This is a genomic window from Rossellomorea sp. FS2 (assembly GCF_047915635.1).
Classification (GTDB): domain Bacteria; phylum Bacillota; class Bacilli; order Bacillales; family Bacillaceae_B; genus Rossellomorea; species Rossellomorea marisflavi_A.
The window spans coordinates 285301-309249 of the sequence record NZ_JBLRVS010000004.1; the positions used below are offsets into that span (position 1 = coordinate 285301).

Here is a 23949-nt window from a genome sequence, read left to right on the forward strand (position 1 = left end):
CAGCGCGCATCTGATGATGATCGATAGTCTATTTCTATGACCACAAAAAACCACCGGAGAGTATACTCTCCGGTGGCCATGCAAGGTTCCCATCAGGAAACGAGGGACTCAGGCTTTTTCACTTCTAAATACTGGATGTGATATCCATCCTTTTTGTGCACTTTGAACACGTACCCGTGGGACTCAAGCTCTGCTTCGCTTTCGATCGTGTTGGATAGGAACCATCCTCCGACCGTGTCGACTTCTTCGTTCTCGAGTTCAATGCCGAGCACTTCATTCGCTTCTTCTATCAGAAGCTTCGCATCGATGATGAAGTGATGATCGTTCAGCTTCCTGACGGGTGCCACTTCATCCTGGTCAAATTCATCGCGGATCTCGCCGACGATTTCCTCGAGGATATCTTCGAAGCTCACGATGCCCGAGGTGCCGCCATACTCATCGACCAGGATGGCGATATGGGTGCGGAGCTTCTGCATCTTGAGAAGCACATCGTGGATAGGGGCCGTTTCCACCACTCGGATGATGGGGTTGATATGGGATTTGAGGGAGAAGTCGTCCCCCGTCCTCTTGCCCTGCCTCAACCGTTCAGTGAGGAGCTCCTTGACGTTGATGAATCCGACGACGTGGTCTTTATCCCCATCGATCACCGGGTATCGCGTGAATCTCTCCGACTTGATGAGATCCATGATTTCATCGAATCCCTGGTCGACGGACACGGTCACCATCTCTGTTCTAGGGACCATGATTTCCTTCGCTAGTCGTTCGTCGAAGGTGAAGATATTATTCATGTATGTCAGTTCATTCTGATTGATTTCGCCGCTCTCATAGCTTTCAGACATGAGGATCCTGAGTTCTTCCTCGGAGTGGGCCGCATCGTGCTCGGAGGCGGGCTTCATACCGAATGCCCGGACGAGGAGACGTGCAGATCCGTTGAGGAACCAGATGAACGGGAAAAGGATCCGGTAGAACAGGATGATGGGACCGGCTGTCAGGAGCGTGATCGTCTCCGCCTTCTGGATCGCCAGCGTTTTCGGAGCAAGTTCCCCGATGACAACGTGCATGAAGGTCGCAATCATGAAGGCGATGGCAATGACAAGGACGCTTGAAAGGGACTCGCCGATATTCAGGAAACTGAAGATCGGCTCTAAGATGACGGCGAAGGTGGACTCACCCACCCATCCGATCCCGAGGGCGGTCACCGTGATGCCCAGCTGACAGGCTGACAGGTACTCATCCAGATGACTGACAACCTTTTTGGCCGAAGCCGCTCCCCTTTTCCCTTCGAATACTAGTTGATCAATTTTGGTGGAACGCACCTTCACCATCGCAAATTCCGTTGCGACAAAAAAAGCGGTGAGGGCGATCAAAATGGCAAAAATCGTTAAGTTTATGGCTGTCAATACATCGTCTTACCCGAAGGAAGACTTACACCTCCAATAATATAGATCCTTTATGGTCCTCCATGGACCAAACGATAACGTGATGGTTACTAGAATTATACAGGAGAACCATCCTGTCACCGGTGGATAATATGACAATTGTGTGGAGAATCGAATGCCTCACCGGTAGTTCCTGGTTGGCTTTATAACATTTCCCATATGAATGATAACGGATTCAACGCTACCTCTCCATAAAAAGACTGAATCTGTATGAGCCTCGTCCTCATGCGGATTCAGTCTTTTTTAAATCGTTATTTATGCTTCTATTTTGCTTGGTTCTTTCAACGTGGTCATATACGTTTTGCCCCATTCGTACATGGATTCGAGTATGGGCATGAGTGTTTGACCTTGTGTTGTGAGGGAATACTCTACTTTGGGAGGGACGACGGGATAGACCTCACGGTGGACGATCTGGTCTTCTTCAAGCTCTCTGAGCTGGTTGACGAGCATGCGCTGGGTGATTCCGGGCATGAGGGCTTTGAGCTCTCCGAATCGTTTGGTCCCTTCTTTTCCAAGATGCCAAAGGATGAGCATCTTCCATTTACCGCCGATGACGGAGAGGGTCAGTTCTTTTTCACATTGGAATGTTTTCTCTTCTAAGCGTGACATAGGGCTACCTCCTGATTGAATTCTATCCCTTAGTATACTTTTTGACACTATGTAAGTAAAATGTGCGTACTTACATGGATTCACCTCATGCGTTATAGTGAAATTGCTGAAGGGGTGACCCGCACAGCACAAATTTTTTCAAGGAGTGAAGGATCTATGAAATTACAACTTGCACTGGACTTAGTCAACATTCCCGAGGCGAAGGAAGTCGTCAAGGAAGTAGAAGAATACATCGACATCGTGGAAATCGGAACTCCTGTCGTGATCAATGAAGGACTGAAGGCTGTTAAGGAAATCAAGGAAGCATTCCCTTCCCTGTCTGTTCTTGCCGACCTTAAAATCATGGATGCAGCAGGCTATGAAGTGATGAAAGCTTCAGAAGCAGGCGCAGATATCGTGACGATCCTCGGAGTGGCTGAAGATGCCTCCATCCAAGGTGCCGTCGAAGAAGCGAAGAAACAAGGCAAAGAACTCCTCGTCGATATGATCGGAGTGAAAGATATAGAAAAACGCGCGAAGGAATTGGATCAGTTCGGAGCAGATTACATCTGTGTCCACACTGGATATGACCTTCAGGCAGAAGGCAAGAACTCATTCGAAGACCTTCATACCATCAAGAGCGTCGTGAAAAACGCCAAAACGGCCATAGCAGGCGGAATCAAGCTCGAGACCCTTCCTGAAGTGATCAAAGAAAACCCAGATCTCATCATCGTCGGAGGCGGCATCACATCCCAGGATGATAAAGCAGCGACTGCAGCGAAAATCCGCGAGCTCATCAACAAAGGGTAACCCCATGCAGACGACAGGCTATATGAACGAAATCCTGAAGGAGCTGTCAAAGGCTCCGGACTTGATCGGGGACCGGTCGGCGGAACAGCTGACCAACCGCATCATGGAAGCCGGTAAGATTTTCACGGCAGGTGCCGGACGCTCCGGGCTCATGGCAAAGTCTTTCACGATGCGCATGATGCATATGGGACTCGATGCATACGTGGTCGGGGAAACGGTCACGCCGAACCTTGAAGAAGGGGACCTCCTCATCATCAGCACCGGTTCAGGCGAGACGAAGAGCCTCGTACCCATGGTAGAGAAAGCGAAGGAGCTCGGTGCGACCGTGGCGGCCGTCACGATCAAACCCGACTCCACCATCGGAAAACTGGCCGATATCGTCGTGGAGCTTCCCGGTTCACCGAAGCATGAATCAGGTGAAGAGCGTACCACCATCCAACCGATGGGCTCCCTCTTCGAACAGACGCTCCTCCTGTTCTACGATGCGGTCATCCTCCGCTATATGGATAAAAAAGGACTCACATCCGATACGATGTTCGGCAGGCATGCCAATCTGGAATAGGAACACAGAAACGCCCGCGAATCTTTCGCGGGCGTTTTGTTATGCAGGAAATCCCCTCCTGAATGCCGTATATAAAAGGGAAAGGACGTGAAACGGATGACATGGAAACAGGAACTACTCGATACGAAGCGGGGATGCTTTGAAGTCTTTCGTAAAGGAAGCGGTGATCCTTTATGCGTGACCCATCACTACTCGGCATTCAATGCTTCAGGAGACCATTTTGCCGACGCCTTCACCGAAACACATGAGGTGTTCCTTGTGAATATGCGGGAAGCAGGGCACTCGGAACGTGCACATGAACCGTACCAGCTCGGATTTCTCGAAACGGTATTCGATCTCGAGGCGGTGCGTGAGTCCCTTGGGATCAAGAGCTGGACGTTCGCCGGCCATTCCACCGGCGGGATGATCGGGACTGTGTACGGCATTTATTTTTCCCAAAGCCTGAATTCCCTTGTGATCGTCGGTTCGGCAGCAAGGGAATTCATGTCAGGATCATCTAAGTGCATCTACCATGAAGATCACCCTGACTACGTGCGGATGCAGGAGCTGAACATCACCTTGAAGGGATCTGGCCTTCCGGAAGACGAGAGAAAAGCACTGACCCGTGAGCGGATTTCGTTTTCTTTATACAAACCGGAGCTTTTTCCCTCTCTCTTCCCTCCCCATGTCACGAAGCGGATCAGTGCCACGCGCATGGACTTCTTCAATCGGGAGATCCAGCTTTTCGACGTGACCCGTAAGCTGCACCTCATTGATACGCCGACCTTGATTGTCTGCGGCCGCCATGATGTCCAGTGTCCTCTTTTCTACTCTGAAGAAATGCGGGAAAGAATTCCTCATGCAGAACTTGTCGTATTTGACGAAAGCAATCATTATCCATTCCTCGAGGAGAAGGAGCGCTTTCGGACGGTGATGGAATGCTTCTTCGGAAAGGTTCAAAGAGTGAGTGAAGCATGATGCTGAATATCGGCACCGTTATACTCACAGCCTTGATCAGCTGCTGTCTGTCGAGCGTGATTTCGCTCCCCTTTTATGTCAGGACCGGACGGAAGTGGTTCGCACTCTTCATCGCTTTTGCACTGCATGCGCTTATTATAGCAAGTGTGATCCTTATACTTCATTCCGACTCCTCCAAACAGATCGAGAGGTTTCTTGACACGGCATTTTTTCTCGCCTTCCTCCCCTTTGCCCTCACCTACGTCAATTACGTGTTGATTGAAAGAGCAGGCAAGAAGACCGTCCCTTCTTCATAATTAGTAAAACAGCCCCCGCCATTTCTAGGCGGGGGCTGTCATGTTTACTGATCATTCACGTCTGCTTCTTTGTCATAAATGTAGTTGTAGTCATCACGATCGATCGGCGTGTAACCTTCAGGTGTGTAGAAACGGAGCAGATCTTTGTTGACGATGCTGTCGGAGATGGAAAGCTCGGTCTTCGCCTGCTTGTTCAGCTCGGCAAAGCCGTCACCCTTGATCTCTTGTCCGTCTTCATTGCTGTAGTATTTGCCGTTCACCGATGTGATGGTCGGTGTGATGAAATCTCCATTACGGAACGGGATGACTTCACGGTGATCCTTGCTCAGGAGGTCGGATCCGATCTGCAGGTAATCCTTCGTATCGACACCGAGGAGATGGAGCACGGTCGGCATGACATCGACGGCTCCTCCGTACGTATCCTTGGCACCGCCTTTGACACCTGGTGCATGAATGAATAGCGGTACCCGTTGGAGCTGGGCATATTCATAATCATCGATGTCTTTCCCGATGATTTCTTTCATGGCTTGGTTATGGTTCTCGGAGATTCCGTAGTGATCTCCATACATGACGACGATCGTGTTGTCATAGAGACCCGATTCCTTCAGCTGGTCGAAGAACTGCTCCAACGCTTCATCCATATAGTGCGCTGACTGGAAGTATTGATTGACAACTTTATCATCCGTGTCGGCAGCAGGGAAGTCGGTATCTCCCTCATCCATCTTGAACGGGAAGTGGTTGGACAGAAGGATGTACTTGCTGTAGAACGGCTGCTCGAGGCTCTCAAGTAGCGGCTGGGATTCTTCCACGAATGGTTTATCCTTCATGCCGTAGTTCTTGATGTTATCCTCTGACATATCGTAGTATTCGGCATCGAAGAATTTATCATAGCCGAGTGACTTGTACATTACATTCCGATTCCAGAATGTTTTGTAGTTACCGTGGAATACCGCGGAAACATAGTCATCCTTCTTCAGGATGGCCGGAGCCGAGTGGAATGTATTCTGCGCCTTGCTCACATAGACCGATCCTTGTGCCATAGGGTACAGGGAGTTGTCCATCATGAACTCTGCATCGGACGTTTTCCCTTGTCCGGTCTGATGGAAATAATTCTTGAAGTAGAAGGTTTCATTATCATGAGCCAGTGAATTCAGGAACGGTGTCACTTCTTGCCCATCGATCTCATAATCGATGATGAAGGACTGCAGCGATTCCAGGGAAAGGTACACCACGTTCATGCCTTTCGCCTTGCCGAAATAAGCAGGATTCGGCTCTGCGAAATTGGCTTTGATATAGTTTTCCACACTGGTGATGTCGCTACTGTCCGCCATGGCGCGCTGTCTCGCGGTCTGGACGTTCTGGACGATATCATAGATCGTGAAGTTGTATGATCCCAGGTATTTCACCAGATAGTTGCGGTCGAACGTACGTGTCAAAAGTTCTGGACGATCCTTTTCCGCAAGATGGAGATTGATGGAGAATACGATGGCAGCCATGGCAATGACAAGACCTGCCGATTTCCATTTCCGCTTAGCGGCCGGCTTCGACACCTTGAAGGCCAAGAGCGCGATCAAGAGGATCGTATCGGCGAAATAGAAGATGTCCAACGGTGTCATCAGGGAGAAGGCACTGTCACCGAGCTGCCCTGCATTGGTCTTTGTCTGCATCAGGACCGGGACGGTGATGAAATCGTTGAAGAAACGATAGTAGACGACATTGGCATAGAGCAGGAATGATAGAAGGAACTGAATGACAATCAACAGGGTCGATTGCACTTTCCCCTTGAAGAACAGGGCGATTCCCAAGAATAATAGACTTGAGCTTAACGGGTTTAAGAATAATAGAAATTTCTGCATGCTGTTGTCGATCCCAAGATTGAACTCAATCTGATAGGCAGCATACGTTTTCATCCATAGGAGCACGACGGCTAACACAAATATGGCTATGGGCCCTCTGAAAACATTCTTAGTTGATGTTGAAACTTCTTGCATGTTACGCACCTCATAATTGGAATGGTTTAGTAAACATGGATCTGATGCAGGCCTTTGAGGAGCACGGTCGGGGGTATCTCCCAAGTATTTTCAGGCATGCCTCGCATGTTCAGTAAACGATTTATTACCCCGAACGAAAAGTATTGTTAAAACTTTACCATTCTACCTGAATTTCAGCAAGAATACAACTGGAGATCTGCCTATCTTCGAAACTCCATCTTCAGGCCGGGAGCGGGCTCCGACGATTGCTTCAGGAGTTCGCGCGTATCGGTGCGGATCCAGTACCACTGGGTCATCGCACCGAACTCGACCCTTACCTTGAAGGAGCCGTCGGGCTGTTCATCCGCATGGATCTCGATGAGCTGCTCCTCTTCTTTAAGGACATTGAACGCATGGAAGGACCGGACATAGCCCCCTTCGAGAGGCAGCGTGCGGAGGAGGAGCTCAACCGAAAACGTATCCACAGGAACATGATGAAGAGAAATACGCCTCTCCCCGCCTTCCCTCTCGATGATCACATGGTCTCCGGCATACACGGCCCTCACGCCACCACCTGAATCCTCAACGGAAAGGGGACGATTCGTGGAGGCCATCAATCGGGTCAGGGTCCTTCGATCCCCGATTTCTTCGGATGTGAGGGTCTGTTCCCTCACCAGGACTGCGCCGTCCTCTTCGAATGAAATCCGTTCACGCGTCTCTCCAATGATCCTCTCCATACCTTCTTCTATTATATACACCTGTTTGACGGCTTCGGATGCCTCCAGACACCTCAGGCCATCTTCCGGTCTCTCTTCCAGCACATGATGCAAATAGTCCCCATGTCCCCTTGCCAACGGAATATCCCCCGGTGAAGAAATCCAGAACAGGGTGAACTGCAGTCCCTCTTCTTCTCCACCGCCAGAGGGCTCATGCTGCCATTGATCAGGAGCATCCCCCTGATCCAGGCGATAAAAATGCCGATGATGAATGCTTCCATCGTCCGCTCGCCACCTGTCGTCGGCAAGGAATTCAGGTTTCCCCCATTCTGTCAGGCCGGTCTCCTCGATCATTTCACGGACGACGGCCGCTTCAGGATCTTCTCCGTCCTGCACCGTCCCTTTGGGGATCTGGACACCCGCTTCAAGGATCGGATGCTGAAACACCAATACCTGTGGTCTTCCATCGTGATTTCTGGTTATGTATCCGTACGCTTTTTTGATCGGTTCCACGCTTCCTTCTCCCTTCCTATAAAAGGCTCATTTCTTCCATTTAAATCCTTCTTTCATTCTACCGGATTTTTTACTATACTAAAATGAAACTTCTGAGGAGATTGTGAACATATGGACTTCATTTTTCTTTTAAAAGGCCTGCTGATCGGGTTCACCGTTGCAGCGCCCGTCGGCCCGATCGGGATCCTTTGCATCAACCGCACCCTTTCAAAAGGGCGCTTGACGGGATTCGTATCAGGACTGGGGGCCGCATCAGCCGATGCCATCTACGGATGCATCGCCGCATTCGGCCTGACCTTCATCACGAGCTTTTTGATCAGCCAGAAGCTGTGGCTTCAGCTGATCGGCGGACTCTTCCTCTGTTATCTCGGTATCCAGACGTACCGCTCCAGACCTGCAGGTCATGCTGCTTCTGCAAGGGGTGGCGGACTGCTGAAATCCTATACCTCCGTCTTCTTTTTGACGGTGACAAACCCCATGACCATCCTTTTCTTCATCGGGATCTTCTCCGGTATCGGTCTCGGAAAGTCCAACTTCGACCTGATGTCGGCCCTTCTCATGGTGACGGGCGTGTTCCTTGGATCAGCCGCATGGTGGCTCTCCCTGAGCTTCGGCGTGAGCCTGTTCAGGAAAAGATTCTCGGATGACACCCTCGCCTGGATCAACCGTCTTTCAGGGATCATCGTCTTCGGTTTCGGGGTGTTTGCCCTGCTTCAATTGCTCTGATGCACCTTCTTTTATGGAAGGTGCTTTTTTCGGATAAGCAACCCACTTGACATACCCCCTACAGGTACATTACACTTGACTCAAATGAGAAAAACAGGAAGCAACGTGCTTCCGGGAGGTGATCGTATGGAAGATGGATTGAAGGACGGCATCTCCTGCCGCAAGAGTCATCACCCTGAAGAGGTGAAACGGAATCTCACCAGCCGGCTGAATCGCGTCGAAGGGCAGATCCGCGGCATAAAAGGCATGATTGAAAAGGACGTGTACTGTGACGATGTGATCACACAGCTTTCGGCGACCCAGTCCGCCCTCAACAGCGTAGCGAAGATCCTACTCGAGGGGCATTTGAAGGGCTGTGTCGTGGACCGTCTCAATGAAGGGGACGAATCGGTCCTCGATGAATTTGTCGTCACGATTCAAAAGCTGATGAAAAAATAACTCATACCGGAATACCCAACCAAAAGGAGCGATTATCATGGAACAAATCACCTTGAATGTACAAGGAATGTCATGCAACCACTGCGTCAATGCCATCGAGAAGAATGTAGGCGGTCTTGACGGTGTTAAAAAGGTCAACGTAAGCCTCGCGGATGCCAAGGTCGAAGTGGAATTCGACAATGCCGTTGTCAGCCTCGACGAGATCAAGGAAACCATCGACGATCAAGGCTATGATGTAGTGTAAAGAATCAAATGGGAGTGCAGTCCATGCACTCTTTCTTTTCCACACAAATATACCCTTACCAGGTATAAAGGAGGCTTGACGATCATGAATGCAAACAAGAAAGAAACCACCCTGAACATCTCGGGCATGACGTGTGCCGCCTGTGCGAACCGGATTGAAAAGGGACTGAATAAATTGGACGGTGTCGAAAAGGCCACCGTGAACCTCCCCCTTGAGAAAGCGTCCATCTCCTATGACCCTGCCAAACTTGGTGAAAAGGACTTGGAAGAGAAGATCGATGCTCTCGGGTATGTAGTCGTCCATGAAAAAACGGAGCTTGAGATTACCGGGATGACGTGTGCCGCCTGCTCGGCCCGGATTGAAAAAGGATTGAAAAAACTCGATGGAGTCACATCTGCAAGCGTCAATCTTGCCCTTGAGAAGGCCGTCATTTCCTATCACCCTTCTCAAACCTCCGTCAGTGAAATGATTGCGAAAGTTGAAAAGCTCGGGTACGGCGCCCACCGGCCATCTCAGGAAGATGCGAGCGATCACCGGGAGGAAGCCATCAAGGTCCAGAAGCGGAAGTTCATCCTTTCCGCCATTCTCTCCCTTCCGCTACTCTGGACGATGGTAGGCCATTTTTCGTTTACTTCCTTTCTATACGTACCTGATTTCCTTACTAACCCGTGGGTCCAGCTGATCCTGGCAACACCCGTGCAGTTCATCATCGGGGCACAGTTCTACATCGGAGCATACAAAGCACTGAGGAATGGAAGTGCGAATATGGATGTCTTGGTAGCCATGGGGACATCCGCCGCTTACTTCTATAGCCTGTACCAGGCCATCGTGACGGCCGGAAGCCATCACGGGCCCCATCTGTATTTCGAAACGAGCGCGGTCCTCATCACCCTGATCCTCCTCGGGAAGCTGTTCGAAGCGAACGCAAAGGGACGTTCATCCGAGGCGATCAAGACGCTCATGGGTTTGCAGGCAAAAACGGCCCATGTCTATAAGGACGAGAAGGAAATCGACATTCCGGTAGAGGAAGTGGCAACCGGAGACATTGTCATCGTGAAGCCTGGTGAGAAAATTCCCGTTGACGGAGAAGTGACGGATGGCCATACGTCCATCGATGAGTCCATGCTTACAGGTGAAAGCCTTCCTGTCGACAAGGTCATCGGCGATCCAGTGTTCGGTTCAACGGTGAATCAGAACGGTGCCATCCGGATGAAGGCCCTTAAAGTCGGACGAGATACGGCGCTTGCCCGCATCATCAAGGTCGTCGAGGATGCCCAGGGATCCAAGGCACCGATCCAGCGCCTGGCGGACCGGATATCAGGCATTTTCGTTCCCATCGTGGTGGGCCTCGCCCTCCTTACCTTCCTTATATGGATGATCTGGATCGAGCCGGGTGACTTCACCCAGGCCCTTGAAGTCTTCATCGCCGTCCTTGTCATCGCATGTCCGTGCGCACTCGGCCTTGCCACTCCTACTTCAATCATGGCCGGTTCCGGACGGGCGGCGGAATTCGGGATCCTCTTCAAAGGCGGGGAGCACCTCGAACAGACCCAGCTCATCGACACCGTGGTGCTGGATAAAACCGGGACCGTCACGAATGGAAAACCCGTCCTGACCGATCATCTCATGGCTGATTGGATGGAAGAGGATGATTTCCTGCGACTCGTCGCCTCCGCGGAGCAGCAATCCGAACATCCCCTGGCACAGGCCATCGTCCAGGGTCTGAAGGATAAAGGGGCACTCCCTTCTTCCACCTCATCATTCGAGGCCGTTCCCGGTAAAGGCGTCCGTGCCACAGTCGATGGCCGGCATGTGCTGATCGGCACCAGGGCCTTCATGGATGAGCTTGGGGTAGAAACAGCCTTTGTCGCCGAAGATAAAGTAGTGCTTGAATCACAGGGAAAAACAGCCATGCTTGTCGCCATCGACGGACGGTATGCAGGACTCCTGGCTGTCGCGGATACGGTAAAACAAACCTCAAAGGCTGCCGTCGAACGACTTCAAAAATTGGGCATCAATGTCATCATGATGACGGGGGACAACACGCGCACAGCGAAAGCGATCGCTTCCCAGGTCGGTATCCATGATGTGATCGCAGAAGTCCTCCCGGAAGGAAAGGCCTCTGAAATCAAAAAGCTTCAGAAAGTCGGCAAAAATGTGGCCATGGTCGGGGACGGCATCAACGACGCCCCTGCCCTCGCCACGGCCAATGTAGGGATGGCCATCGGCACCGGGACCGATGTAGCCATGGAAGCCGCTGATATCACCTTGATGCGCGGTGATCTTCACAGCATTGCCGATGCGATCCTGATGAGCGGCAAGACCATGCGCAACATCAAACAGAACCTCTTCTGGGCATTTGCCTATAATACAATCGGCATCCCCATTGCCGCAGCTGGGCTGCTTGCCCCGTGGGTTGCAGGGGCCGCCATGGCGTTCAGTTCGGTCTCGGTCGTGTTGAATGCATTGAGATTACAACGTGTGAAGAAATGGAGTTAAACGAAAAGCCCGCCGGGATCCGGCGGGCTTTCTCCTACTGGAGGTTCTTCTCAATCTCCCCGTAGGATACGAGCTTCTTCTCGATCCGCTTCCAATACTCGAACTGGGAGCTCAGCTTCGTTTCGACATTCTGCTCGGGCTGAAGAAGAAGTTTTCGCCTCTCCTCTTTTGTGGCATCCCCCTCTATATAAAGATCCACATACTCTTTGATTTCCCTGATAGGCATGTCCGTTTCAGGGAGGGCCAGGATAAAATAGATCCACTCAACGTTCACGTCATCGTACACCCTGATTCCCTTATCGTTGTGGTCCACAAAGGGCAGGATGCACTCTTTCTCATAATATCGCAGGGCAGAAGCAGGTACACCCGTCATCTCTGTGACCTGTTTCATACTGTACGTCATCGGCCTCATCTTCCTATTTAGTGTGCTCAGTTAAAGTGGCCTCTATCACATGCTGAAGGAGCTTTCAACAACCGCCCCACCAGTGGGCAACAAAAAAAATGCCGGGATACCCGGCAAGTTCTTTGCTGGATTACAGTTTACAGTCCAGGAGACCAGCTTACATCCCTTTTCCCCTTCCTCAGTTTGAATACGAGGAAATTCGGGTGGATCAGGTCTTCCCTGTACTCCTTATCCTCCCTCACCAGTTCATCCGACGGTCTCGGCTCCACCATCTCTTCAATCATGAAACCTGTCTCCCGGATGGCAGTCGTGTACGTGGTGAGGCTCCTGTGGTAGAAGACCACTTTGTTTTCGGCTCCTTCGGGGAACGGCTGTTCATAGACTCCCTCAAGGAAGTATCCGGATACCCTCCACGCTTCCTTTTCACCCTGTTCATCCCGGATCCATCCGCTTCCCGGCGTGATGAAGCACGGGTGGAGGATGGAAAAGACGAGCGTCCCGCCATCTCTCAGGAGCCGGTAGCATTCCCGGAGTGCCGCCGTGTGATCTTCAAGGTCCTGGATGACCATATTGGAGACGACCTTATCAAACGACCGATCATCCAGGAAATTCAGATTCTCACAGTTTCCATGGTGGTAGCGGATCCCGGATGATTCCGTCGTCTTCGCTTCGGCAAGCTTGAGCATTTCCGTGGAATAATCCACGGCCGTCACATGGGCCCCCTTCCGTTCCAGGAGCCTGCTCAAATATCCTTCTCCGCAGCCTGCATCGAGGATCTCCGTCCCTTCCACATGCCCGAGAAGGGAGAAGATCGCGGGATTCAAGAGGATTCGCCTGCTCCAGTCCCCCTCCTCCGTGTAGCCTGCCGTGAATGCCTCCGCGTGCTCATTCCATCGCTCGATCGCTTCGTCTGTTGATAGATTCTTTTTCAATGTACGCCCTCTTTTCGTCAGAAAGTCGTAACGTTACGCTCCTTGTGCACTTCTTTATTTTCACATTGAATCAAAAAAATAAATAGACTTATATTCCGTTTTTTTGTATCATGTAGATAGAGTCATACCTATAAAAACAAGCCGGAGATTTTCATACGAAATCTCCGGCTTTTCTTGTATCTACTTCCTCTTCCCGAGGTGACGAATGATCAGGATGATGGCGAGGATTCCCATCGCAATGAACAGGAATGATTCCACGCCCCAGCCCGACTTCAGAATCACCCAGGAATCATAGAGGGCAAAGAAGCTGACGATGGCCAGGGTGAAGTAGATGAAGAGCAGTAGTTGCTGTTTCATAGTCGTTTTCCTCCCGGCCTTATTTTGGCATAGAACGGGTGCGCCGGCAAGGACCGACTCGCATTTCATAAAGGAGGACAAAAAGATGATCCGCTGGAAAAATCAACGTGAAGAAACAGAAGAACTCTCCCTCGCTGAAAAGGACGGGTGCATCACAATCCAGAGCACGGTGCATCATTCAGCAGAGGAAGTCCACTACAGCCTTGAACTGGATCAATCCTGGACGTTCAGAAAAGGTTCTCTCCGCATCGGTGACCGGTCCTTGATCCTTCATGCCGACGGATCTGGAAGCTGGTCCGTCGGGGAACACGGGCCCATCGAGGAGCTGACCGGAGCCATCGATATCGACATCTCCTGCACCCCTTTCACCAACTCCCTCCCCATCAATCGAATGGAGTGGGTGCAGGGCCGAACCGTGAGCATGGACGTCGTCTATCTTTCAGTGCCAGATCTCACATTCCGGAAGGTCAACCAGCACTACACCCTTCTCCGGGATTCAAACGGTATCAGGGAATTCCGTTATCAAAGCCCCACCTATGAATCCAGCATCTTTGTAGACAGGGAAGGGCTGGTGGTGGACTATCCCGGATTGTTCCTGAGAATCTAGCTTTCTGTGTAATGAGAGAGCGGAGCCGGATCAAACAGAAATAAACGCCCGGCAGCATCTGGGTCCCTTGCTGCCGGGCGTCTTGTGAAACCATCACTTCACTTCCATGGTTTCCTGAAAAAAGAGAGACTTGTAAAGGGCAGCGTGGGCAAGGATATGCCCCAGGCTCCCTTCTCCTGCATAGTGCGTCTGATCAGTGAAGTCGACATCCAGTGGAGACCAGTAGAGTTCATTCTCTTCTCCGTGCACCTCGGCGTCACGCGTGCATCTCCCCGCGTAGACTTCCAGGTCGAATCCCGAGAGATGATAGGTCAAGTCCATGAGGTGGAACAGGGAGACATCTTCCCCCGTGAGGCCCGATTCCTCCACCATTTCCCTGTAGGCGGCCACCTGACCTGATTCACCCTCTTCGATCTTCCCTCCGATGAAGTTGCTCAATCCTTGATACGGATCCTTCCTCCTCCTGCACAGTAGGACCCTATCCATTGATTCATTAAAGATGACAATCAGATTATATCGTTTCATCGCCGGATCCTTTCTGTCGTCAGAGTCCCTTATCTATGTGCTTGATCACGACATCCCCAGGCTGGGAGGCACGGGACAGGATGAAATTGAAGTTTTCCTTGTTTTTCGGTACTTCGAACGCCAAGGAAACAATCGCTTCCCCTCCCGGCTTCATCCGGATCCCGTTCCAGTTCTTGCGGGAAATGACCTCGGTGTCGACAGGCTGGTATTCTTTCCCATCCTGATCCTTTAAGAACTGTCCTGTGATCTTATAGTCATCCCACTCATCTTCCGTCGTCAGGTTCTGGATCCGTGCTTTGATGACGATGGATTTCGTGTTTGCCTTGGCTTTCTTAGGTTCATCCAGCCTGAACGTATACTGAAGGGGATCGGCGTTCCACGGCTTTTCGAATTCGATTACTTTCCAGAATTCGCGGTCCAGGGCCACCTCTTCGCCTTGCCGTTTGGCTTCAGGTTCAGCATCCGATTTTGTTTCGTCTTTTGAAGGGGCGGTGGATGTTTGGATCGCTCCATCCGTCCCCTTCACATCCTTGGTATCAGCCGTGGTGACAGCCGGTTTGGCGTCAGGAATCGCTTGAGATAAGATGGTGACAAGGCCGATGAAGAGGATTGCTGTCGCCACTCCCAAGGTGACCTTCACCCGCTTCTCCGTTTTCCCGGAGTGCTCCGCTGTGCCGCCAAGCGCTTGATAAGGCTGGACTTTCACCGCTTTGTGTGCCGGGAAAAGTGCTCCCGCCATCCCCGTCAGGATCGGGATGACAATGGCCAGGGCAAAAAATGGCGCATGCTCCAAAGGCGGTTCCCCGTAGATTTTCCAAACAAATACAAAGGCGATGAGGATGCCGATGATGCCGGCGAACAGTCCGCTGAATGCCCCTTCATAGAGGACCAGGGAGCGGATGGAACGATTCTTCCACCCGATGGATTTCAGCAGGGCGATCTCGGGCTGACGCTCCGATATGTTTTGCCACATGATTTCCGTTGTGGTGAGGATGGCGATCAATAAGGCGACGCCCATGGCAATGTAATGCATCGAGCTTACTTCCATGGCGACGTACTCTCCGAGCCAGGTCGCGAACATGACCCCCTTCAACCGGTAGGTGATGAAGAGGAACACCACGAACAGGCTGGTCGGAAGGGCAATGGAGATCACCGACAGGCAGCTCCGCTTCCATCTCGACAGGAAGGAGTTCAGGCTCATGGACCAGATCGCAGCGGATGGGATCAGCCTCCTCCCGATATGGGAGATCTCTCCTGCCTTCATGGATTCATACGGTTTGATCTTCCCGACGAGATACGCAGGGATCATCGTTCCGAGCAGATAGATCAGGATGCCGAACAGCCCCATGAGAAGGAATCTGAACGGCGACGTCTCCACCGTGGAGGTGACGGTGAAGTATCCGAGGATGATCCAGCTCACCACCGACACGAAGGTCCCGAGGATCAGGGCTTCCGTGAAGAGCATCCGCGACAGCTGGACCGGTCTCCAACCGATGGATAATAGGACGGCGAATTCCTTCTTCCTCGTGTACATCATGATGAGGTTCGATGAGAACACGTAGATGATGGCCACCAGGATGACGCTTGCGATCACCCCGCTCAAGCCCACTTTTGCTTCCTTGAAGATCGTCATGGATGAACCGATTTTGATCCACGGCTGTTCCACCCAGCCGATGGACTCTTCTCCCTTGATGCCCGGGATATGGGTCAGGGCCGGCTGAGGCGATGACCCGAGGGTGATATCGGTGATGAGTCCGGTTTCGTCCTCGATCCGCTTGGCGACTTCCTGTAGCGTCTTTTCACTTTCATCGGTCATGGCTTCCACGCCTGCGACCTTGATCCGGATCGACGAAATCGGCTTCTCTCCCATCAATTCCGCTGCGGCATCAAGGGTCGTCAGCATCATCGGCGGCTTTGTCAGGAACCCATACGGATTGTTCAGGGGCTTCATTTCCTGAGGAGGGTTCACAGGCTCACCGTTTTGATCGAGCACGAGATTCGACTTCGAAGGGAAGTAGGTTTCCATGGGAAGCTCTGTCAACGGATCCTTTGAGATGTTGAGCTTCGCAGGGTCAAAGATTCCTTTCACATCGATCTTCACCCGCTTCCAATCGTTGAAACTCCCATCCCCGAACATCTTGACGGGACGATAGGCGTCGGTTTCAGCGAGGGGTACCCCTTCAGGGATCTCGTAAGGCTCCACCTCATAGGCAAACGGCCATCGCTCGGAAAACGGACTGCTTACCGGGCGGTAGTTGACCGGGGTTGCTTGAAAGGCGATGAAATTCTCCTTGGTGGTACTCAATTCGGGATCAGGATGCATCGCCTGATCGAGGATTTTTTTATGGGCCTCCTCGGTTGTGAAGGTGTAGGACTTTACCTCTTCACCCGACTGTTTCTCCAGGTAGTCTTGCCCTCCGTTCTCTTTCACCTTCTCCATCGTTTTTGCCTGTTCCTCAGTGGAAAACGGAAGATCAAGTTTCATGAGCGTATAGGTGACCTTGCTCTCTACGTACTCCCGGTTGCTGAGGAGGACGGGAATCCTGGTCTGGGTGAAATCTTCATCTTCATACTCCACCACTTCGGCTTGGTCGTCCGGTTTAAAATATCGGCTCCCTGCTTCATCGAGGACGGACTGATCAAGTCCGACAAGGGCGCTTTCCGCTTCCGGGTCCACCCCGGCGATCATGACTTCAGAACCCATCTCGAGGGACTGTTCCCCCATGAAGGGCGAAGCCCCGTACTCCTTCCCGAGACCTTCCGGTTGCCAGTTCCCTACCGTGAAGTACGTATTGCCCCCATCTTTCCGGATGCCTGCACCTGTATCCGTTTCATCGGTGATCTTCAGGCGGTACACTCCGGGCTCCGATATGGTCAACGTATTCATCTCGATGGAATTGTTCATGAAACCGATCATGGCGATGGGCGCTGCGACATCAATGTCTTCCATCGTTTTGATTTTTTCATATTGTTCCATCGTGATGCCACCGGAAAGCCCACTTTGATAGTTGGGCTCGAGGAGATTCAACTCTTCCGTGACGCTTCTAGTATCAGGCGGACGCACGACAATGTGGTACGAAGATTCCCACCTGTTCTGCAGCTCTTCGACGATCGTCCCGTTGTTTGACTGGGTGACCCCGACCAAGTAGCTGAGGCCCGTACTGACGATGAGTGCCCCGACGAGGAGCAGGGTAAAGCGCCCTTTATTGCGCCACCAGTTATTCCATATGAATCGGATCATACCCGGGCCAGCTCCTTATCCGAGAGGATCTTCCCGTCTTTCATCTCGATCATCCGGTCTGCCTTGGCAGCGAGGGCCGGATCATGGGTCACGAAAATCACCCCGCAGCCCTTCTCGCGATTCAGTTCGGTCAGAAGGGAAAAGATGATATCCCCAGTCTCCGTATCAAGGTTCCCTGTCGGCTCATCGGCAAGGAGCCAGTGTGGCTCATGCACAATGGCCCTGGCGATGGCCACCCTCTGCTGCTGCCCGCCTGAAAGCTGGGACGGCAGGGAGTTCATTTTATCCTTCAGCCCCACCCGCTCGAGGACGGCTTCTGCCCGTTCTTTTTTGTTATATGGTACATTCCTTGAGAAAAGGGGTGCCATGACGTTTTCCAGTGATGTAAGGGTCGGAAGCAGATGAAACTGCTGGAAGATGAAGCCGATATGATTGAACCTGAAGTCGGCGAGCCCGTTTTTGTTATACGTTTTAATGTCTTCGTTGTTATAGAGGATGCTCCCTGAAGTGGGACTGTCCAATGTACCGAGTATGCTCAGGAGGGTTGATTTCCCCGACCCCGATGTCCCGACGATGGACACAAACTCGCCCTTCTTGAATGTGGCATTCACTTCATCCAGGGCGCGCGTCTTGATGCCGTCCCCCTGGAATTCCTTCCTCAACCCTTTGCATACGATGGAAAAGTCCATGTGTAGATCCCCCTATTTTTTATCTGATTATTTCAAATATAGCAAAATCGGGATTGTTTTCCTATAACTTTTACAAATATATCTAATGGGTAGATTGTTTGGTTGAGCGTGACCGGTGGGCAGATCACGCTTTTTAATGAGGAAGATGGGGGTGGTGAACAGGCATTTCAGCCTGGCGGCAGGTGTGACGTTTGGATCCTTCCCATGATCAGCGTGTCGTGGTAGGTTCCATCGCTCAACCGTTTGTCGTCCACCAGGATGCCTTCGGTTTTAAAGCCGTACTGTTCGTAGAGCTTGATGGCTTTATGGTTGTCGGCGAGGACGGAGAGGGTGACCTTTCTGATCTGCTGGGCGTCTGCCCACTGCAGCGACTGTTCTAGGAGCTTGCGGCCGACGCCGTTTCCCCAGTGGTCCTTCAGAAGGCAGACGCCGAATTCAACCCTATGGGCGGAACGTTTCAGTGGACTTCCTTCGCACCGGGAGAATCCTACAATCTCACCGTCCGTTTCCGCTACGAGGAAAAGATGATTGGGCGTTTCTTCATCCGTTTGGATGATCGTGCGGAATTCTTCAGGCGTGATGAAGGCCTCCCCCTTTTCCCGGTCCATGAATTCAGTCTCGCCATCGATAATGGGACGGATGGCGGATAGTCGGGGTGCATCTTTCATTTGCGCCTGGCGGATGGTATAGTGTCTGGTCATCGAGTCGGTCACGTCCATTTCGTGTGAGATTATTAGTCGAATATAATAGGGATGGTTTGTTTCCGGTCTCCTTTTATAAGGGTGACCGTCGCTTTTTGATCACTTTCCCAATGGATCTTGATCTCATCAGGTATCTTGGTTTTCGTCATCACCTGATCCCCGTATCGGATATCGATGACAGGATCGGGGAATTCGTCCACTTTCACCACCTCGATGGTGTGAACGTCATGGGGGGAAGAACTGATTTCAAGGGTGGTTTCACCGGTCCTGAAAAAGAGCCATCCGATGATGAATGGGAGAAGGAGGATGGGGAGGACGACGGCAAGGAGGCACCCGATCCCGGTCAGGTTCTTCGTTTTTCTTATATCGATTTCATCTTCATGGTCTGTTCGTGGGTTCATATTTGGACCTCCCTTCCATTTTTAGAGTATCATATCCGGTAGAATTTGGTGGATTTTTATTAGAGAGGCGTTGGAGGACTAGCCGCATGCTGTCCGATTTCCTTTGATTTCATTAAAAATTGTCTTCTTTTGGATAACACGGATCTGCTTTATTACCGGCTTTTTGAATTTTTTTACCGACAATCGGATTTTTTCTACCGACTTTGAAGAATCTATTACCAACTCTCTAATTCTCTACAAAATCCATTACCAACTTCACGGGCTTCTTTCCAACTTGCTTGCGGATTGACCGGGTTCTTCCATTTATCCTCTGCTTCCACGCCTTATGACCGACTCCCCTCTCATGCCATCGCAAAAAAAAGAAGCAGGCCGCGGTTGGCCTGCTTTCTCCTATCAACCCTGTTTCTTTTCCCCAAGCATGACCGTCAGACTGATGAGCGTGACGAGGATCGTGGCACCCATGTCAGACAGGATGGCGATCCAGAGCGTCAGCAGACCCGGGATTGTGAGGAGCAGGGCGATGAGCTTGAGTCCCAGGGCGAGGGTGATATTGATTTTGATGATGCGGTTCACCCGTTTGGCGATCCTGATGGCCGATGGGAGCTTGCCGAGGTGGTCCTGCATGAGGACGAGGTCGGCGGTCTCGATGGCGCTGTCGGTCCCTTTGCCCATGGCGATCCCGAGGTCGGCCGTGGCGAGGGCCGGGGCGTCGTTGATGCCGTCGCCCACCATGGCCACGCGGCCGGTCCTGGTGAGCTCTTTGACCTTGGCGACCTTTTCGTCCGGCAGCAGGCTCGCATAATAGTCGGTCAGTCCGACTTTGCTCGCGACTTTCTCGGCCGTACGGTCGTGGTCGCCCGTGAGCATGACCGTACGCTTGATGCCTGCTGAGTGGAGGCGTTCGATGATGTCATGGCTCTCTTCCCGGATCTCATCGGTAATGCCGAAGAGGCCGAGGACCTGCTCTTCATCGGAGACGATGACCAGGGTGTAGCCTTCCCGTTTGAGCTGTTGGATTTCACCGTTCATCTCGTCTGATAGTCCAAAGGAGATGCTGTTTTCATTCCCTACCTTGTATGTCCGGCCGTTCAGGATGGCCGAGACCCCTTGCCCGGTGATCGTGTTGATCTCGTCGGGTTCGATGAAGGTGAGGTCCTCTCCCGCCAGTCGCTCCATGACGGCTTTGGCGATGGGATGGGAAGAGGATTTCTCGATGGACCCGGCGATGGTGAAGAAGCGGTCGTCGTAGATCTTCACCTGCTCCACATGGGGTTCCCCTTTTGTGAGCGTGCCGGTCTTATCAAAGGCAATGGTGTCGATTTTCCCGAGCTGCTCGAGGAACACCCCGCCTTTGACGAGGATCCCGTTTTTTGCGTTGCGGGCGATCCCTGAGACGATGGCAATGGGAGACGACAGGATCAAGGCGCACGGACAGCCGACGATGAGGACGGCAAGCCCTTGGTAGAACCACTCTCCCCACTCCCCGTTCAGGAACAGGGGCGGGATGACGATGACCAAGGCCGCAATGATCATGATGAGCGGGGTGTAATACTTGGCAAACTTATTGATGAACTGCTCCGTCGGGGTCTTCGTCTCCTGTGCCTCTTCCACCAGATGGAGGATCTTGGCGAGGGATGAATCATGGTATTCCTTCTGGATGGATACCTTCAGGACCCCTTCGTTGTTGATGCTGCCACCGAATACGGCTTCTCCCGGCTGTTTTTCAACCGGCATCGCTTCTCCGGTGATGGCGGCTTCGTTCACGGAGCTTTTGCCCGATTCCACGATTCCGTCGGACGGGATCTTCTGCCCTGACTTCACGAGGACGATGTCCCCCACCTTGAGGCTTGCGATCGGTACGACGCTCTCTTCCCCGTCTTTCAACAGGATGGCTTCCTTCGGTGCGACTTTCAGCAGCTCTTCCATGGAGCGGCGCGCTTTCTCCATGCCCATGCCTTCGAGGAGCTCATTGACGCCGAACAGGATCGCTACAAGCGTACCTTCCTTCCATTCACCGATGGAGAAGGCCCCGATAAGGGCGATGGTCATGAGCGTATCGATGTTGAACTTCAGGCGGAACAGGTTCTTCGCTCCCTTGAGGAACGTGGGATATCCACTGATGGCGGCGGCGGAAAGATACAGGGCAATCGATGCTGGATGATTGATCACCGAGTCAACGAAAATCGCCAGGAGGAAAATGACCGCTGATACACCAAGGAGCATCTTCATCCGGCTGCTGCTTGTGTGGGAATGATCATGGCCGTGAGCCCCGTGGTCATGATCATCCTTCTGGATGGCTGCTCCATCCGCGTGCAAAATCTTCTCCACACGTCCCATGTCGACCCCGTCGGCGAGCACCATCTTGCTGCTGTTGTAAAGGATCCTGGATCCTTCCCCGTTATCAAGCTTATTGATCTCCTCTTCCATTTCCCGCGCGCAGTTGCTGCAGGATAGACCCTGGAGTTTGTATTCTTTCATTATGTGTTCCCCCAGTCGTTAATGGTGCCGTGCGTGGTGGATCGTTTGCTGCAAAAGATTCATCACATGATCGTCATCCGCTGAATAAAATAGGGTCGTTCCCTGACGGCGATACTTGACGAGACGGAGGTTCTTCAGGAACCTGAGCTGATGTGAAACCGTCGTCTGCAGGAGTGAAAGCTTCTCGGCGATTTCATTGACGGAATGCTCTTTTTGCGCCAACAAATGAAGGATCCTCACCCGGGTCGGCTCCGATAAGGCCTTGAACGTCTGTGTGACCATGAAGAGGGTTTCTTCATCGATGGCATCACATGTGCAGAGATGACTTTCTTCTATTTTTTCTGGTTCGATCGCTTCATTCTTGTTCTTTCCCATTTTCAAACTCCTATCCTATTTGAGTATATGACAATGTGTTCATATATGATATGTTCATCATAAGAAAAAGGTGCACCCAAGTCAAGGCGTGCACCACAATTTGTATCCACTATTCGGATTTTTCTTTTCTTGCTTTATCCACTGCTACCCATATGTAATAAAGGATCCAAAAGAAGATGATGATGAGACTCGCAAACAGGAGCTGATGATACGGGATGAAAAGGAAGACAAGGATGGTGAAAATCAGGAAGGGCGGCAGTAGTATAAAGTATTTTTTCCAGTCCACGTCGGGCACCTCCTCTTCCACCTTACTTCCATCACCATACCACGTATCGCCCTCATGGAAACATTAGGAATCTCTGCGACTTATGGCGTATGAAAGAATCATCCTTTTACACGGTGGCACTTCCCTCTCCTACCGGTACACTTTCCTTAACAAGCTTATTAAGGGAGGAAACATCATGATCAAAGGACTATACGAAGCCCATTTACCCGTCAGCGATCTTGAGCGCGCGATTGGATTTTATGAAGGACTCGGGCTGAAGCTCGCCAAGAAATACAAGAAGACCGCCTTCTTCTGGATCGTGGAGAATGAAAGCTGGATCGGGCTGTGGGAAGGCGAGCAGGCAAACATCCCCTATCACGCGTCGATCAGGCACATCGCCTTCCGGGTCGACCTGGAAGACTTGAGCACGGCGAAGGAGTGGCTGAAGGAACGCGGCATTGCCATGAGGGAAGCGTTCGGATTCCAACCTGTGGAGCCGATCGTCATGCCCGATCAGGCGCACGCCATGGTTTATTTCCATGACCCGGACGGGAATTCCCTTGAGTTCATCTGCAGGCTGGACAGTGAGCCGGTAGATGAACCGGATATGTATTTGAGTGAGTGGGAGGCACATGTAGAAGTTAAGTCTTCATGATTGGTCCGTGCCTCTCCGCTCCGTAGGACCGCTTTCCGCGGGGCGTGCGGTGAGCCGCTTCGGCTGCGCCTCCAGGGTCTCACCTGCCCGCCTTTCCCGCAGGAGTCGGTCCTCCTCCGCTGCGAGGCACTCTGTGCTTTTTACGCGGTCCTTTCACGCTTCCTTCAGTTGAATGCGCTCATATCTATCGGTCTACTCTGAGGATATCCAGGTGCTTGGATGTCGACATCAGGTCTATTGTGTGATCCCCTTTTGTGTAATAAACGGAAGCCCCTTCCCTTTCTCCTTTTTCCCATCCATTGGCCTTGAGGACCATTTCAAATCCATAGGGAATCCCGTTTTCTTCAGATGCCCTTGACCAATCATACTGATGACCATGCTCATTATCCCCGACCAGTTTCGCATGTGTAGGAACTGGAAAGTGGTATAGATCCTCTGACGGCTCGTAAAGAGATAATGTGATGAAATAGTACAGTGGTGCTGCAACGATTAAGGCTGTGGCTGTTGCAAGGATCCAACCGATTTTTTTCTTCATTTCCCCCACCCCATTTCAGTTATGTAG

At 51.8% G+C, this 23949-nt stretch carries 26 protein-coding genes; 10 read left to right on the plus strand and 16 right to left on the minus strand.

The window, feature by feature from the left end; genetic code table 11:
* Positions 1-92: 92 nt before the first annotated feature.
* Both ACNA6I_RS12135 and ACNA6I_RS12140 read right to left on the minus strand, forming a co-directional pair.
* On the minus strand, positions 93-1400 hold the full coding sequence (locus ACNA6I_RS12135) for a hemolysin family protein (RefSeq protein WP_048005195.1): 1308 nt from the start codon (positions 1398-1400) through the stop codon (positions 93-95).
* A 294-nt stretch (positions 1401-1694) separates the two neighbouring features.
* The gene (locus ACNA6I_RS12140) at positions 1695-2048 is read right to left on the minus strand and encodes a winged helix-turn-helix transcriptional regulator (protein ID WP_048005196.1); all 354 of its coding nucleotides are present in this window, start codon (positions 2046-2048) and stop codon (positions 1695-1697) included.
* A 156-nt stretch (positions 2049-2204) separates the two neighbouring features.
* On the opposite strand from ACNA6I_RS12140, the gene hxlA reads away from it, so the two are divergent.
* The 4 genes from hxlA to ACNA6I_RS12160 all read left to right on the plus strand — a co-directional run bounded on the left by hxlA (position 2205) and on the right by ACNA6I_RS12160 (position 4652).
* Positions 2205-2837, plus strand: coding sequence for a 3-hexulose-6-phosphate synthase (hxlA, locus tag ACNA6I_RS12145; protein ID WP_048005197.1), 633 nt, complete (start codon positions 2205-2207; stop codon positions 2835-2837).
* Positions 2838-2841: 4 nt separating this feature from the next.
* On the plus strand, positions 2842-3399 hold the full coding sequence (gene hxlB, locus ACNA6I_RS12150) for a 6-phospho-3-hexuloisomerase (RefSeq protein ID WP_159644478.1): 558 nt from the start codon (positions 2842-2844) through the stop codon (positions 3397-3399).
* 96 nt (positions 3400-3495) lie between these two features.
* The gene (locus tag ACNA6I_RS12155) at positions 3496-4356 is read left to right on the plus strand and encodes an alpha/beta fold hydrolase (RefSeq protein WP_416313378.1); all 861 of its coding nucleotides are present in this window, start codon (positions 3496-3498) and stop codon (positions 4354-4356) included.
* The gene (locus ACNA6I_RS12160; RefSeq protein ID WP_416313379.1) at positions 4353-4652 is read left to right on the plus strand and encodes a hypothetical protein; all 300 of its coding nucleotides are present in this window, start codon (positions 4353-4355) and stop codon (positions 4650-4652) included. Before ACNA6I_RS12155 ends, ACNA6I_RS12160 begins: the two co-directional genes overlap by 4 nt.
* 44 nt (positions 4653-4696) lie before the next feature.
* Here ACNA6I_RS12160 and ACNA6I_RS12165 read toward each other — a convergent pair whose 3' ends face one another.
* Together ACNA6I_RS12165 and ACNA6I_RS12170 are read right to left on the minus strand one after the other, a co-directional pair.
* Positions 4697-6643 carry an LTA synthase family protein gene (locus ACNA6I_RS12165; RefSeq protein ID WP_416313380.1) on the minus strand — a complete coding sequence of 649 codons (1947 nt, stop codon included), beginning with the start codon at positions 6641-6643 and terminating at the stop codon, positions 4697-4699.
* Between the two features lie 200 nt (positions 6644-6843).
* Complete coding sequence (locus ACNA6I_RS12170) at positions 6844-7851, minus strand: NUDIX hydrolase (protein ID WP_416313381.1); 1008 nt, start codon at positions 7849-7851, stop codon at positions 6844-6846.
* A 111-nt stretch (positions 7852-7962) separates the two neighbouring features.
* Between ACNA6I_RS12170 and ACNA6I_RS12175 the strand changes: the two genes are divergently transcribed.
* From ACNA6I_RS12175 to ACNA6I_RS12190, 4 genes are all read left to right on the plus strand, one after another.
* Positions 7963-8577, plus strand: a complete 615-nt coding sequence (locus ACNA6I_RS12175) for a LysE family translocator (RefSeq protein ID WP_416313382.1) — start codon at positions 7963-7965, stop codon at positions 8575-8577.
* 126 nt (positions 8578-8703) lie between these two features.
* The gene (locus ACNA6I_RS12180; protein ID WP_048015083.1) at positions 8704-9015 is read left to right on the plus strand and encodes a metal-sensitive transcriptional regulator; all 312 of its coding nucleotides are present in this window, start codon (positions 8704-8706) and stop codon (positions 9013-9015) included.
* Positions 9016-9052: 37 nt separating this feature from the next.
* Positions 9053-9259 carry a copper chaperone CopZ gene (gene copZ, locus ACNA6I_RS12185; RefSeq protein ID WP_048013621.1) on the plus strand — a complete coding sequence of 69 codons (207 nt, stop codon included), beginning with the start codon at positions 9053-9055 and terminating at the stop codon, positions 9257-9259.
* Positions 9260-9343: 84 nt separating this feature from the next.
* Complete coding sequence (locus ACNA6I_RS12190; protein WP_416313383.1) at positions 9344-11758, plus strand: heavy metal translocating P-type ATPase; 2415 nt, start codon at positions 9344-9346, stop codon at positions 11756-11758.
* Positions 11759-11792: 34 nt separating this feature from the next.
* Here ACNA6I_RS12190 and ACNA6I_RS12195 read toward each other — a convergent pair whose 3' ends face one another.
* From ACNA6I_RS12195 to ACNA6I_RS12205, 3 genes are all read right to left on the minus strand, one after another.
* Positions 11793-12149 carry a MerR family transcriptional regulator gene (locus ACNA6I_RS12195; protein ID WP_416313384.1) on the minus strand — a complete coding sequence of 119 codons (357 nt, stop codon included), beginning with the start codon at positions 12147-12149 and terminating at the stop codon, positions 11793-11795.
* Positions 12150-12298: 149 nt separating this feature from the next.
* Entirely contained in the window at positions 12299-13093 is a 795-nt protein-coding gene (locus tag ACNA6I_RS12200; protein WP_048005207.1) for a class I SAM-dependent methyltransferase, read from the minus strand.
* A 180-nt stretch (positions 13094-13273) separates the two neighbouring features.
* Positions 13274-13450, minus strand: a complete 177-nt coding sequence (locus ACNA6I_RS12205; RefSeq protein ID WP_156183332.1) for a hypothetical protein — start codon at positions 13448-13450, stop codon at positions 13274-13276.
* An 85-nt stretch (positions 13451-13535) separates the two neighbouring features.
* On the opposite strand from ACNA6I_RS12205, the gene ACNA6I_RS12210 reads away from it, so the two are divergent.
* Complete coding sequence (locus tag ACNA6I_RS12210; RefSeq protein WP_048005208.1) at positions 13536-14057, plus strand: putative glycolipid-binding domain-containing protein; 522 nt, start codon at positions 13536-13538, stop codon at positions 14055-14057.
* A 93-nt stretch (positions 14058-14150) separates the two neighbouring features.
* Here the strand turns inward: ACNA6I_RS12210 and ACNA6I_RS12215 are convergent, their stop codons facing one another.
* The 8 genes from ACNA6I_RS12215 to ACNA6I_RS12250 all read right to left on the minus strand — a co-directional run bounded on the left by ACNA6I_RS12215 (position 14151) and on the right by ACNA6I_RS12250 (position 22753).
* On the minus strand, positions 14151-14582 hold the full coding sequence (locus ACNA6I_RS12215) for an NUDIX hydrolase (RefSeq protein ID WP_048005209.1): 432 nt from the start codon (positions 14580-14582) through the stop codon (positions 14151-14153).
* Positions 14583-14601: 19 nt separating this feature from the next.
* Positions 14602-17823 (minus strand): ABC transporter permease, encoded by a 3222-nt coding sequence (locus ACNA6I_RS12220; RefSeq protein ID WP_416313385.1) that lies wholly within the window; start codon positions 17821-17823, stop codon positions 14602-14604.
* Positions 17820-18512 (minus strand): ABC transporter ATP-binding protein, encoded by a 693-nt coding sequence (locus ACNA6I_RS12225; RefSeq protein WP_053428231.1) that lies wholly within the window; start codon positions 18510-18512, stop codon positions 17820-17822. Before ACNA6I_RS12225 ends, ACNA6I_RS12220 begins: the two co-directional genes overlap by 4 nt.
* 167 nt (positions 18513-18679) lie before the next feature.
* Positions 18680-19213: a GNAT family N-acetyltransferase gene (locus ACNA6I_RS12230; protein WP_231579072.1), complete on the minus strand. Its 534-nt coding sequence runs from the start codon at positions 19211-19213 to the stop codon at positions 18680-18682.
* Positions 19214-19245: 32 nt separating this feature from the next.
* Positions 19246-19614 (minus strand): hypothetical protein, encoded by a 369-nt coding sequence (locus ACNA6I_RS12235; RefSeq protein WP_048005212.1) that lies wholly within the window; start codon positions 19612-19614, stop codon positions 19246-19248.
* Positions 19615-20007: 393 nt separating this feature from the next.
* Entirely contained in the window at positions 20008-22092 is a 2085-nt protein-coding gene (locus tag ACNA6I_RS12240) for a heavy metal translocating P-type ATPase (protein ID WP_416313386.1), read from the minus strand.
* Positions 22093-22110: 18 nt separating this feature from the next.
* Complete coding sequence (locus ACNA6I_RS12245) at positions 22111-22374, minus strand: ArsR/SmtB family transcription factor (RefSeq protein ID WP_231578972.1); 264 nt, start codon at positions 22372-22374, stop codon at positions 22111-22113.
* 202 nt (positions 22375-22576) lie between these two features.
* The gene (locus ACNA6I_RS12250; protein WP_156185293.1) at positions 22577-22753 is read right to left on the minus strand and encodes a hypothetical protein; all 177 of its coding nucleotides are present in this window, start codon (positions 22751-22753) and stop codon (positions 22577-22579) included.
* A gap of 175 nt (positions 22754-22928) precedes the next feature.
* Here ACNA6I_RS12250 and ACNA6I_RS12255 point away from each other — a divergent pair, with 175 nt between their 5' ends.
* Complete coding sequence (locus ACNA6I_RS12255; protein ID WP_159129427.1) at positions 22929-23387, plus strand: VOC family protein; 459 nt, start codon at positions 22929-22931, stop codon at positions 23385-23387.
* Positions 23388-23571: 184 nt separating this feature from the next.
* Here the strand turns inward: ACNA6I_RS12255 and ACNA6I_RS12260 are convergent, their stop codons facing one another.
* Positions 23572-23922: a hypothetical protein gene (locus ACNA6I_RS12260; RefSeq protein WP_159129426.1), complete on the minus strand. Its 351-nt coding sequence runs from the start codon at positions 23920-23922 to the stop codon at positions 23572-23574.
* Positions 23923-23949: the final 27 nt, after the last annotated feature.